The organism is Alloprevotella tannerae ATCC 51259, assembly GCF_000159995.1.
Lineage (GTDB): Bacteria > Bacteroidota > Bacteroidia > Bacteroidales > Bacteroidaceae > Alloprevotella > Alloprevotella tannerae.
Genome location: NZ_GG700642.1, coordinates 396,356 through 409,722 on the forward strand (window position 1 = coordinate 396,356; position 13,367 = coordinate 409,722).

A 13,367-nucleotide genomic window follows, 5' to 3' on the forward strand; every position below is an offset into this window, starting at 1 on the left:
TAGATTATGGCAACAGAAAAATTATATGATAAGTGGGCGGCTCGCAATCCGCAATGGGAAACTAAATACGAGGATTTGATAAAGACCTACTGCGATTATGGCAAGGGTGAAACATCATTGCGCGAGGCTCGTGGAAAATTATTCGGTGCTGGTTATGAACTGTACATTGTGGCGTTTTTCATAGGCTTGTATGCTAATCAACGCCGTCCATTGACAGAAGACACAACTAAAAGAAAAGAATTTGGTTGGGCTATCGAAAATTGGGGCAACATAGAAAAAAGATTGGGGCGTACGCCTTACCCAAAGATTAGAGATTATATGTTTGCCGCTCTTATTGCTCGTTCCGATATTGATTTCATCGCATTGGATAAAGGAGATTTATCACTGCGTAAGGCGGTTGATATACTTATCCAAACAATGGAGGAATATGCCAATTGGGGGTTCCATTTTATGGAGGACAAACTTACCGACGACCCAAACTATTTCTTCCATGAAACTGCATTTTTGGAAGTTTTTTTGGCTTTTGATGCTACTTCAGAAGAGAGTATAGATAAAGAAGAACCAGAATCTTTGGATTAAATCAATGGAGGTGTGTCAATGTTTTTGCACCACAACGCATATTTGACACCATCTTGGTTGGTTTATTATAGTTTCTTCTTTTTTACATCTTGCATATCTTGCATTTTTATATGTTTTTTGTCGGGTCGGTCGTTTTCGTTTCAGTGGCGTAAAAAGGTAGGGCTTAGGACAAACAAGGTTTTACGGCGAGAATACTACCTGCAATGAAATGGAAGTGTGGAGATTGTCGTCTAAACGGCTTGCCGCCCCGACCTTTTTTGTCCGTAGAAGCCTTGAATTACCTTTGCCACTGACAACGAACAACCGATCCCGACATGATACACAGACATAAGTGGAGGATGTGCAGGGAGAGAAGCAGGGCGAAAACAAAAAATGCAGTCTTCGAGGACTGCATTTTATCATAAGAATAGAATACACGGAAAACAAAAAACAGCCCCAATGGACGGCTTTATGAAAATAATTTGGAGAAGATTCTTTTTTCTCACGATATACCCTTATCTTTGCAATAAACAAAGTGGTTCTTTGAATTGGCAAAACAAGGTAAAGTATAGAAGATTACTGGTTTCCTTATCGTTACCATCCCTTATTGATAATCAAACTAATCTATTGGTTATTTGATATTTACGAATTTCTCTATGCTTTGCCATGTGCCAAGTAATGTGTTTGTGGATGCAGCATTTCTTCATGACGGTACGTAGTATCATTTTGCAGGAATTATAGGACGGAACGGGAAAGACATGTCCGTCGTCGCACAGGCCTTTGTACTTCTTCATGATTTGAAGGGGAATGTCAAGCAGGCGGACATTCGTTTCCACACTTGTTTTCTGCCGATGGGTGTGTATCCATACACTGCCGTCGAGCGGGTTGGACACGATATTTTCCTCCCGAAGGTTCTTCAGGTCTATGTAAGCCAATCCCGTGAAAGTACAGAAAAGGAACAGATCGCGGATGAATGTCCGCTTGAAGTTCATCTTCGGGGCGTTGATAAGCTGCCCGAGTTCTTCTTTGGTAAGGAATCCTTTTTCTGTTTCCCCTTTCGGCACACTGCAGTCAGGGAATGGATAATACATCAGCCAGCCGTTTTCTACCGCCCTGTGCAGCAGCATACGGACAGGACAGGAATATACCCAGACAGAGTTGCAATGCAGGTGTTTTTCTGCAAGCAGGTAAGTCTCAAAATCGGTGATGAATGTTGGTTGAATTTCTTTCAATGCGATGTCACTCACATGATAGCGTGATTGCAGGAAGTCCTTTAGGTGACTGTATACGGCATAGTATTTCGTCAATGTGCTCTTTGCTTTCATGCCGCAGTCGACTTTCTTTGCATAATCTTCCATGAAGTGGTCATAAATCTTTATGAGCGTCTGGCAGCGGTATTCCAAGCCAAGGAAAGCATTCCTGACTTTCTCGGCCTTGACAAAGCTGTCGCGCTCCATGATTTCCTGATAATGCCTCGTGATACCTGCACGGAGTTTGTCGAGCATCCGGTTGACTTCCCGTGCCGTTACACTCTTACCAATCGCACGACCACCCTTGATGCCCCAGAGGTTCGGTTCGATGGATACCTTGCAGCTGAACTGTGCCTGCGTGCCGTCCATGGTGATGTGTCCCATGATAGGTGCCGTACCGTCTTTCTTTGCCTTGTCTTTCTTCAAATAGAAGATGACTGAAAATGTACTTCTCATTGCTTTTGTTCCTTTCGTTTGCAAAATTATTTACTGTGGAGCAGTTGTCCACTAAGCAAATCGAGGGGAACGCGGAATAAGAAACCGAAGGATGGGAATTTTCAGCCTAACAGCCTATTTCAGAGCGAATTTCCTTGATTTTCCACCTTCTATCATCCCCCTTGCAGGGGTTACGAATAGGAGACGGAACGCTGTCACTGTTTGGCATAAAGACCGTACACGGTTGGCATTACGCTGCTACCAAAAGCCCTTTTAAGTCTTTGATTGATAACGTTATCGCTACATTTTTACGTTTTTCGGATTTTATATGTACTTTTATATAAGAAAACATTAGTTACATATAAACCCTTGACTTAAACGCGATTCTATCCCAAGCGGCAAAACCCTTTCGCTCAACACAAGCCCTTAGGCTTGGCCTTTTGGCAGGGCAGGCGTTGGAGCAAAGCGACAACCCTGCCAAAACATACCCGCAAACGGCAACTCCTTAGGGTTGGTCTTTCAACTACTCCGCATATAGCCGGCAGATTATACTGAAAGATCAAAACCAGCACAGCTCATACCCACAACGCAAGCCCTTAGGCTTGGTCTTTTGGCAGGGCAGGCGTTGGAGCAAAGCGACATCCCTGCCAAAATATGCCGCAAGAGGCAACCCCTAAGGGTTGGTCTTTCAACTACTCCGCGTATATGAATGGGTCTGTTTTGAGAGAGCGAACCTTAGGGCCTGGCATTATTCCTGCAATCCGGGGCAGCGTTGACGCGAGGCTTACAACATTTATCCTTACTCCCCATTATATCTGTTGCACAGCTTATAGGATAGATATGAAAAATGTTTACAGTGAAAAAAGTGAGATAGGCGGGACATGCCGGCTAAGCACGAAAATTAAAGCCCAATAACACATTGAAAATCAACTCTACTAAGAGCGCAAAAACTTTCTTAGGTGAAAATGAAAATTGTCTTAGGAGAGAATTAAAACACACTTATAGGACAATTTTTCTTTTCTTATAAGACAATTTTCATTTGCTCCTAAGCTAATTTTGAGGGGGTACTGATAAGAGAAAAAAGTTGACGGGATGGGCACAATTACTGAATAAGTTTGCAGGTAAAGCCTATGGAGAAAACGAACGAAAAGCCACAGAATGTGCTTAGATGTTGGGGCTGACTTATGTTTTATCTATGGGCATTAACCAAGACATACTTTCAAGTGGTGCGATATTTGGTTTCCTTGCATCTTCATTTATGCTGAAGGCAAGTTTGCCAGGCATTCTGCACGATAAATGAGCAACAATAGCACACTTACACTGCAGATTATACAATAAACAAGCTATCCAGCAGTTGTATAGTTTATGAAACAATACCTTTTTCTACTTCTTTCCCTTGCCGGTTTAGCTACTTCTGCACAGACGGCGATAGGTTTGGATCAGCAAGCCTTAAAGCAATGGAGCATTGGCACGGCTAATTTCAGTGGCATTACAAAGATTGACGATACGCGCTATGCCGTAGTGAGCGATAAAGAGCCGCGCGATGGCTTTTTCCTTTTTCATATTTACCAAGATCCGCAGAGCGGCGAGATAAGCAGCGTTTCGCTGGAGGGATTTAAGGGAAATCCGCATCCCGCCACAGATGGTGATGGCAATAGTCTTAGAGATTGCGAAGGCATCGCTTACAGGCCTTCAAGTAAGACGCTCTTTATCAGTGGCGAAGGGGATCAGAAAGTATTGGAATATGATATGAACGGCGTGCCAACCGGTAAGCAACTGGACATTCCGGCGATTTTTTCTGCATCGAAGATTGTAACGAACGGGGGCTTTGAAGCCTTGACGTATAACCCCAAGACGCATAAGTTTTGGACGACTACCGAAAATACGCTGCGTGCGGATGGGGCGACGGCGAGTCCGAATCATCCCGGCACGGTTAATCGCTTGCGCTTGCAATCCTTTAACGATGATCTGCAAGCCGGAGCGCAATATGCTTACAAGATGGATGCAGGACGCCAACAAGGCTTTGGGCGTTATTATGCTATGGGCGTTCCGGCTTTGTGTGCGCTCGATGATGGTCGACTGATTGTGATGGAGCGCGAACTGAATATTCCGAAGGCCTACGTGGGCGGGGAGGCGATCATCAAACTTTATTTGGTTAACCCTGTGCAGGTATTGCCTATCAGTGAGCAACAAAATATGGAGAAGCTGCCCGAAACTTATTTTCTACCCAAGCGGTTGTTGCTGACCTTTAAGACGCGCATTATGCCTTGGAAACTTGATTATGCCAATTATGAAGGTATGTGTTTGGGCGCAAAACTGCAAGATGGGCGGCAAACGCTCCTCTTGATTAACGATAGTCAGGCTTCGGCCGGCGAAGGGCCTTATCGCTTGAAAGATTATCTGAAAGTGGTGGCCATCTCTTTTGATTAAAAGGCTTTATACAGAAAAACGAAGAAGTCATTGCTCGGAAAAGCGGCCGGCAATGACTTCTTTGTATAAGTTGGCGCGCGAAACGATATTGCGTTGCTGCGGCTTAGTCTTTATTCCTCAATCCGAACATCACCACGCGCGATGAGTTCTTTGAGATGGATCTTTTTGACGAACTGCATATCGTGCTCGACCATAATGCGTATCAATTCTTTGAAGCTCGTCTTCTGCGGATTCCATCCCAGTTCGGTGCGCGCCTTCGTCGGATCGCCAAGCAACTCCTCAACCTCTGCGGGGCGGAAATATTTAGGATCTACTTCGATGAGAACACGCCCCGTGCCGCGCTCGATGCCTTTCTCTTCGATACCTTCGCCTTGCCAATCAATGGTAATGCCAACTTCTACGAAGGCTAAGGTGACAAACTCGCGTACGGTATGGTATTCGCCTGTGGCGATGACAAAGTCTTCGGGCTGTTTGTGTTGCAGCATCAGCCACATACATTCGACATAATCTTTCGCATAGCCCCAGTCGCGCCGCGCATTCATATTACCGAGATACAACTTATCTTGCAGGCCTTGCTTAATGCGTGCTACAGCCAGCGTAATCTTGCGCGTAACGAAGGTTTCGCCGCGACGCTCGCTTTCGTGATTGAAGAGGATACCATTAACGGCATACATGCCATAACTCTCGCGATAGTTTTTGACAATCCAAAAACCATATTGTTTGGCCACGCCGTAGGGAGAGCGAGGATAGAAGGGCGTTGTCTCTCGCTGCGGCACTTCTTGCACCTTTCCATACAGTTCGGATGTACTGGCTTGATAAAGGCGGGTCTTCTTCTCCATACCCAAAATGCGTATCGCTTCAAGTAAACGGAGAACACCCACGGCGTCAGTCTCGGCCGTATACTCGGACACGTCAAAGCTGACCTTAACGTGGCTTTGTGCGGCTAAGTTGTAGATTTCATCGGGCTGTATAGTCTGGAGGATACGCAGGATTGAACTCGAGTCGGTCATATCTCCCCAATGCAGATTGATCAATCTGCTCTTCTTCATATCCCTAACCCATTCGTCTAAATAAAGATGTTCTATACGTCCTGTGTTGAAAGAAGAGGAACGACGCAGCACGCCGTGCACTTCATATCCTTTGCTGATCAAAAATTCGGCAAGAAAGGAGCCATCTTGCCCCGTAATACCTGTGATCAAAGCTGTTTTTTTCATATCGTAATCGTTGTTTATACCTTGATTAAACATGCAAAAATAAGCATTCTTTAGAGGGTAAAGTTATTTTGAGCTATGTATTTTATGCAGAAAGGGTTCCTGTCGGCACTTATCTGTCGAAACTTTTCGCTCTTTTCCAAGTATAATGCTTCTTTTGAAATCTATTCTCTTTAAGAGCAGCTTAGGCATTAAACGGCTTTCCCCCACCCTTATATATAAGGATGAGGGAAAGTTATGATAATCTCTGCATCACAAGGGATGCGAACGTTTATAGACTATGCTATACTAAGGGGATGACAAGCAACAAGACGAGTTGGGCCATCAAGATACGCAGGAACATCGTCAAAGGATAAACAGACGAATAACCGATAGCCGGCGCATCATTGTTAGCCGTTTGGTTTGCAAAAGCCAAAGCAGGAGGGTCCGTATGCGAACCTGCGATCATACCCATCAACGTAAAGTAGTTGAGCTTTAACTTGAGGCGACCTATGAGTCCTACAATGATAATAGGAATAACGGTAATCAAGAAACCTGCCCAAACATAAGTGAGACCGCCGTTCTTTACAGTTTCCCAGAAAGTAGCGCCCGCCTGAACGCCGACACCGGCTAAGAAGAGCACAAGCCCCACTTCGCGCAACATTAAGTTGGCACTGGTCGTCAGATAAGACGAGATCTTAAACTTATAACCAAAGGCGCCAATCAGAATAGCTACGACGAGCGGACCACCGGCCAAGCCTAATTTTACAGGAACACTGACGCCCGGAATAGGAATAGGAATCATTCCGACAAGGCAACCAATGAGAATACCCAAGAACAAAGCACCTACGTTCGGGTGATCCAAGCGTTTTACGGCGTCGCCAATCACTTCTTTCAAACGATTAACGTTTTCTTCGGCGCCGGTTACGAGAATGCGGTCACCCATTTGCAGGCGGAAGTTCTTTTCTGCGAAAAATTCCATACCGGCACGCGTTACGCGGGTCACATTCACGCCATAAAGCGTGCGGAAGTGTAAATCTTGGAAAGTCTTTCCTTCGACTTCGTGCTTCGTAACGACTAAGCGGCGAGAAACAAACTGGGTTTGCTCAATTTCTTTCGTCCAATCAATATCGATCCGATCGCCGATAAAGGCCGTAATAGCAGCTGTATCTGCTTCCGGACACACGAGATAGAGGCGCATACCTACGTGCAAAACTTGATCCTCTTTCGGAATAAACATCTGATCTCCTTCAATGCAGCGCGTACATACGAAATCGCGCTTCAGGAAGCCGGCCAATTCTTGAATGGTACGCCCTTCGATCGACTTATTGGTAATCTGCAGCGTAACGTGTTCGGGTTTTGCCTGCGGATCGCTCTCGTGCGCCTGCTCTATTTCGCGATACTCCTCATCCAAGTTGATGTGGCAGAGGAAACGTAAAAGAATCGTCGCACCGATAATACCCACAACGCCCAAAGGATAAGCACACGCATAGCCGTTTCCGATTTGCGGAATAGCATCAGCCGGGAAGAAAGAGGGCAAAACGTTAGTTGCAGCACCCAAACCCGGCGTATTGGTAACGGCACCGTACATTACGCCGGTCATCATCGCCAAATTGTTCTTATTTTGCGGGTCTCCGCCTTCATAAAACACGATAAAGAAGAGGCCGAGCATCACCAAAACGTCAAGCAATACCGTAGCTATTGCCAATATGTTCATACCGAGTCCACCTTTGCGGAACGTTGCAAAGAAACCAGGCCCTACTTGCAAACCAATGCAGTAGACAAAGAGGATAAGGCCCAACTCTTTGACGAAGTTAATGATGAGTTTTTGCTGGTGCATCATTTCGGAAAAGCCTTCAGTCGTTGCATTGGGTTCAACGACAAAGACATTGTAGAGATGGCCAACCAAAATGCCGACAAACAAGACGAACGTAACGCCAAGCGAAACGCCGCCGATTTTCATTTTACCCAACTTAATGCCGAGCCAAATCACCAACGCAAAGATGATGGCCAAATGGGCGGGGCCGAAGGGCTTCATTAGGATATCAACAATCCACTCCATTGTTATTTATTGAGGTTAAAAGGTTTCTTAAACACGAGCTGCCGTATAGCGGCTCTGACCTAAAATTGCTGCAAAAGTATGTAAAGCGTTTCATTTTGCAAAGCAATAAGCCCAAAAAAGCACTTAAAACAGACCAGGTAAATAAGACAAAAGGCAACAACCGATACAAAAAACGCAAAAGGGGCGACGGCAGCGGATCACGGCGCAAGACTGTTGGCTTACCTACAAAACGCGACAGCCGCAAACGGGAACTCCGCCTGCGGCTGCCTATATATAATAATGTGTGACTGCTTATTTTTTGATCATATCCACCGAGCGTTGCAGGAAGTTACTCAAAGCCTCTCCCTTGAGCAAGCCGTTTTGCAATAAAGCCAAGTCTATCAATTGCGCAATGACGGAATCGGACTTCGCATATTCGCCCAAGATCTCGCGTCTGACGGAGCGTTGCCTTTCGATGTCGGCATTACACTTCGTCAACTCATCGCGCTGCTCCTGCGTAATCTCATCCGGCTTCTTGTCTTTTTGCTGCTGTTCGAGGGCAGCGCGGCGGGCGTTGAGGCCGTTCATTTCGTTGTCCACGGGCTGCAAGCGTTCGCTCACGGCGGCCGTCATATCAGCCAGCACAGTCTTGATTAAGCGGTGGTCAGCGTTGAGAATGACGCTATACATATCCGGCATTTGACCATAGAATCCCATTCCGGGCTGCAAGCGTGCAACGTCTTTCATACGCCGCATATATTCGCTCTGCGTAATGAGCACAGGCGCAGCCTTTTCGCCCATCGAAGCGACCTCAACCATAAACTCTGCGCCGCTCAACTTCGGGAAACCGGCCTTGAAAGTCTCAGAAAGGTTATCGCTTTCTACTTGCGTCAAACTGCTTTGAGCTGCTTCCGCCTTGGGAATCAGGCGATCTGCAGCGTCACTGTCTACACGGACGAAGCGCGACTTCTCAAATTTCTGCTCCAGCATCTGCACGAGCGGCGTATCGAGTTGGCCATCGAGCAGCAAGACGCTGTAGCCCTTTGCCTCGGCCGCTTGTATGTAAGCATATTGCTCCTCTTTGCTGTTGGCATAGAGGTAAACGAGGTTACCATCTTTGTCTGTCTGCTCAGCAGCGATGAGTTGCTTATACTCTTCAAAGGTATAATATTTCCCGCCGACGTCTTTCAGCAAGGCATAAGTCTTGGCACGATCAAAGAAATCCTGCTCGCTGAGCATACCATAGTTAATAAAGAGTTTCAAGTCGTCCCATTTCTCCTCGAAAGTCTTGCGATCTTCCTTGAAGATGCTTTGCAGACGATCCGAAACCTTCTTCATAATATAGCCGGATATCTTCTTCACGTTCGCATCGCTTTGCAGATAACTTCTACTTACGTTCAGCGGAATATCAGGTGAGTCGATTACGCCATGAAGCAGCGTTAAAAACTCAGGAACGATGTTTTCCACCTCATCCGTGACGTAAACTTGGTTGCAATACAGCTGGATTTTGTTCTGACGGATGTCGACATTGCTCTTCAAGCGCGGAAAATAGAGTACACCGGTCAGATGGAAGGGGTAGTCAACGTTAAGATGAATCCAGAAGAGCGGTTCGTCCATCATCGGATACAAGTCGCGGTAAAACTTCGTATAGTCTTCATTCTTCAACGTACTGGGTTGGCGCATCCAAAGCGGGTTCGTATCGTTGATGATGTTAGGCGCTTCGGTTTCTACTTCCTTTCCGTCTTTCCATTCCGTCTTTTTCCCCATCGCTACGGGTATCGGCAGGAAGCGGCAGTATTTACGCAGGAGCCCAAGCACCGTATTCTTTTGTAGAAACTCCTTACAGTCGTCGTCGATGTGAAGAATAATGTCCGTTCCGCGCTCTGCTTTGTCAACCTCTTCCATCGTAAAGGCGGGCGTACCGTCGCAAGTCCAGCGCACAGCTTTGCTATCGGCCTTATAACTTTTGGTCACAATTTCCACTTCTTTGGAAACCATAAACGTAGAATAGAAGCCGAGGCCGAAATGGCCTATAATAGCGTTGGCGTCGTCTTTATATTTCTCTAAAAACTCATTGGCTCCCGAGAAAGCTATTTGGTTAATATAGCGGTCAACTTCTTCAGCCGTCATTCCGATACCGCGATCGCTGATCGTCAGCGTACCTGCGGCCTCGTCGATCTTGATTTGCACCGTAAGATCTCCTAAATCCTCCTTATATTCGCCGCGCATAGCGAGGGTCTTCAACTTTTGCGTGGCATCTACTGCATTAGATACGACCTCACGAAGGAAGATTTCGTGATCAGAATACAAGAATTTTTTGATGACGGGAAAGATGTTCTCCGTCGTTATCCCAATATTTCCCTTTTGCATGATTTATCTGTTTATTGTTATTGTCCATATTAGTATGCAAAGAGAGTGCCAAGCAGGCCCACGATGTCGGTTTATTTTGAAGAAAGTGAAGATTTCGCAAGCTATAATCCTTTTCTGAACTCGCGCTCGGCTTAGCGGTGGTCTCCTATGTCTATTCATTATTATAGTCCGCTTGCCAATGAAGTGACAAATGCAGGCCTTTTACTCCTCCCCCACCCTTTTGCCGTTCGCGATGCCTTAGACTGCTCAAAGGCGTAAGGAAGCGTGAGCGGCGAGATAAGGAAATCGTATGCCGCACATCTGATCTTTTACGCCGGAAGACAAATAATTGTCTCGCGCCCGACAAAGTTTTTTTCGTTTGGTGGGAGCAAACGATAGTTTGGCGGCAGCAAACGATGGTTTGGTGGGAGCAAACAATGGTTTGGCGGCAGCAAACAATGAAACAGCCGGAGCAAAGCAAAGCGTATGCCCGTGGAAGTTTCACAAACATCAATCAAAGAGAGATGGGAACTTGATCCGACAGGAGCGATAAAAAACCGTCGGGAAGGGGCAAAAAGCCTTCATCGACAAAAAGACAATAAGCACGCGTCCGGCAACGACACAACGCCGGCAGATTACAGTCCTTTTCGCCCTTTTTCCGACATAAAGCATCACAAAGACAGCCAAGACTGCCTCCGCCTGCCAACAAGGGGAGGTCGAAACGGGTTGCAAGATCTTGGCAGCGCAGAAAAGTGGGATGAAACAAGTAAAATATCGCTCTATTTGTTTGTCGTTTACAAAACAAATTTGTACTTTGCGCCTCGAACGCTTGTAAGAGCGTCACGAAAACATATTAATCACATTAACAAATAACAAACCCGATTAATACATGAAAGTTTACGGCACACACAACATTAAGAACATTGCGCTCTTGGGCAATGATGGCTCCGGCAAAACGACGCTGACTGAAGCGCTGCTCTTTGAAAGCGGCCAGATTGCGCGACGCGGTCGCATCACAATGAAAAATACCGTCAGCGATTATTTTCCCGTTGAGCAGGATTATGGCTATTCAGTCTTTTCTACCGTGTTTCACGTAGAATGGAACGAAAAGAAGCTAAACATTATCGACTGCCCGGGTTCAGACGATTTTGTCGGAGCGGCACTAACAGCACTTAACGTGACGGATACGGCCTTGTTGCTGATCAATGGTCAATACGGGCCGGAAGTGGGCACGCAAAACCACTTCCGTTATACGGAGAAACTCAACAAACCGGTGATCTTCCTCGTGAACCAACTGGATGATGAGAAATGTGATTACAACAATATCATCGAACAACTGCAAACGATTTACGGCGCAAAGGCCATTCCTGTGCAATATCCCGTCAAGACGGGTCCGGATTTCAACTCGGTGATCGACGTGATCTTGATGAAAAAACTGACGTGGGGACCGGAAGGCGGACGACCTACGATCGAGGATATTCCTGCTGAGGAGCAGGAGCGCGCTATGGAACTCCACAAAGCGCTCGTCGAAGCTGCGGCGGAAAACGATGAGGCACTGATGGAAAAATTCTTTGAGGAGGAACATTTGACGGAGGACGAGATGCGCGAAGGTATACGCAAGGGTATGGTCACGCGCTCTATCTTCCCCATCTTCTGCGTATGTGCTTCAAAGAATATGGGCGTTGGCCGCTTGATGGAGTTTCTTGGCAACGTCGTTCCCTTTGTTGATGAAATGCCTCCCGTGCATTGTACGCGCGGCGAAGAAGTGCCGGTAGACGCTGATGGGCCTACGAGTCTCTATTTCTTCAAAACGGGCATCGAACCGCATATCGGAGAGGTGCAATACTTTAAGGTGATGAGCGGAAAGGTGCGCGAAGGCGATGATCTTTCAAATGCTGACCGCGGCTCTAAGGAGCGTATGGCGCAACTCTTTGTGGCGTCGGGCGCAAACCGCGAAAAGGTGGAAGAACTCGTGGCCGGAGACATTGGCTGTACGGTCAAACTGAAAGATGTGCGCACGGGAAATACGCTCAATGATAAAGATTGCGATTATCGTTTCAACTGGATTAAGTATCCGGAGCCGAAGTACACGCGGGCAATTAAGGCCGTTAACGAGGCGGACACGGAGAAAATGATGGCAGCGCTGACGCGTATGCGACAGGAAGACCCAACTTGGGTGATAGAACAGAGCAAGGAGTTGCGCCAAACCTTGGTGCACGGACAAGGTGAGTTCCACTTGCGCACGCTAAAATGGCGCTTGGAAAACAATGATAAGATTGCGGTAGAATTTATCGAGCCGAAGATTCCTTATCGCGAGACGATCACGAAAGCAGCTCGAGCTGACTATCGCCACAAGAAGCAGAGTGGCGGTGCAGGTCAATTTGGCGAAGTGCATTTAATTGTCGAGCCGTACAGCGATGGGATGCCGGATCCTACGGTTTACAAGTTTGACGGACAGGAAATTCGCGTTAATGTGCGCAATAAGGAGGAAATTCCTCTCGAATGGGGCGGAAAACTCGTTTTTATCAATTCTGTTGTCGGCGGCGCGATAGATGCGCGCTTTATGCCTGCTATTTTGAAAGGTATTATGAGCCGTATGGAGCAAGGACCGCTGACGGGTTCTTATGCTCGCGACGTGCGCGTCATCGTTTACGATGGTAAGATGCACCCGGTCGACTCTAACGAGTTGTCGTTTATGCTCGCAGGACGCAATGCTTTCAGCATGGCTTTCAAAAATGCGAACCCCAAACTGCTCGAACCTATCTACGACGTTGAAGTATTCACGCCGGCGGATAAGATGGGCGACGTAATGAGCGATTTACAAGGCCGTCGCGGTATGATTGTCGGAATGAGTAGCGAAAACGGCTACGAGAAGTTGCAGGCAAAAGTACCTTTGAATGAGCTAAGCACATACTCCACGACGCTAAGTTCGCTGACGGGAGGTAGAGCCGGCTTCATCATGAAATTTGCCAGCTACGAATTGATGCCGGGTGAACTCCAAAAGAAGCTCACCGAAGAGTTCGCCGCTGCACAAGAGGAGAATTAAGACGCTTAGTCTGCACAAAGCTACACATAGCTCGGACATTGCGATATATAATAAGGAAGCCAACCCCT

8 protein-coding genes are annotated in these 13,367 nt (G+C 46.8%); 4 read left to right on the forward strand and 4 right to left on the reverse strand.

The window, feature by feature from the left end:
• The first annotated feature begins 6 nt into the window (after nucleotides 1–6).
• Nucleotides 7–579, forward strand: a complete 573-nt coding sequence (locus GCWU000325_RS01660; RefSeq protein WP_006254215.1) for a hypothetical protein — start codon at nucleotides 7–9, stop codon at nucleotides 577–579.
• 593 nt (nucleotides 580–1,172) lie between these two features.
• On the opposite strand, the gene GCWU000325_RS01665 is transcribed toward GCWU000325_RS01660, so the two are convergent.
• Nucleotides 1,173–2,264 carry a site-specific integrase gene (locus GCWU000325_RS01665; protein WP_006254217.1) on the reverse strand — a complete coding sequence of 364 codons (1,092 nt, stop codon included), beginning with the start codon at nucleotides 2,262–2,264 and terminating at the stop codon, nucleotides 1,173–1,175.
• Nucleotides 2,265–3,608: 1,344 nt separating this feature from the next.
• Between GCWU000325_RS01665 and GCWU000325_RS01670 the strand changes: the two genes are divergently transcribed.
• Nucleotides 3,609–4,673 carry an esterase-like activity of phytase family protein gene (locus tag GCWU000325_RS01670; RefSeq protein WP_006254220.1) on the forward strand — a complete coding sequence of 355 codons (1,065 nt, stop codon included), beginning with the start codon at nucleotides 3,609–3,611 and terminating at the stop codon, nucleotides 4,671–4,673.
• Between the two features lie 110 nt (nucleotides 4,674–4,783).
• On the opposite strand, the gene gmd is transcribed toward GCWU000325_RS01670, so the two are convergent.
• The 3 genes from gmd to htpG form a co-directional block, all read right to left on the reverse strand.
• Nucleotides 4,784–5,887, reverse strand: coding sequence for a GDP-mannose 4,6-dehydratase (gene gmd / locus GCWU000325_RS01675; protein WP_040599133.1), 1,104 nt, complete (start codon nucleotides 5,885–5,887; stop codon nucleotides 4,784–4,786).
• 280 nt (nucleotides 5,888–6,167) lie between these two features.
• Nucleotides 6,168–7,925, reverse strand: a complete 1,758-nt coding sequence (locus tag GCWU000325_RS01680) for a putative transporter (protein WP_006254223.1) — start codon at nucleotides 7,923–7,925, stop codon at nucleotides 6,168–6,170.
• A gap of 291 nt (nucleotides 7,926–8,216) precedes the next feature.
• Nucleotides 8,217–10,274 carry a molecular chaperone HtpG gene (gene htpG, locus GCWU000325_RS01690; protein ID WP_006254225.1) on the reverse strand — a complete coding sequence of 686 codons (2,058 nt, stop codon included), beginning with the start codon at nucleotides 10,272–10,274 and terminating at the stop codon, nucleotides 8,217–8,219.
• Between the two features lie 358 nt (nucleotides 10,275–10,632).
• On the opposite strand from htpG, the gene GCWU000325_RS11810 reads away from it, so the two are divergent.
• Together GCWU000325_RS11810 and GCWU000325_RS01695 are read left to right on the forward strand one after the other, a co-directional pair.
• On the forward strand, nucleotides 10,633–10,806 hold the full coding sequence (locus GCWU000325_RS11810; protein WP_154646548.1) for a hypothetical protein: 174 nt from the start codon (nucleotides 10,633–10,635) through the stop codon (nucleotides 10,804–10,806).
• Between the two features lie 336 nt (nucleotides 10,807–11,142).
• The gene (locus GCWU000325_RS01695) at nucleotides 11,143–13,299 is read left to right on the forward strand and encodes an elongation factor G (protein WP_006254228.1); all 2,157 of its coding nucleotides are present in this window, start codon (nucleotides 11,143–11,145) and stop codon (nucleotides 13,297–13,299) included.
• Nucleotides 13,300–13,367 lie beyond the last annotated feature (68 nt).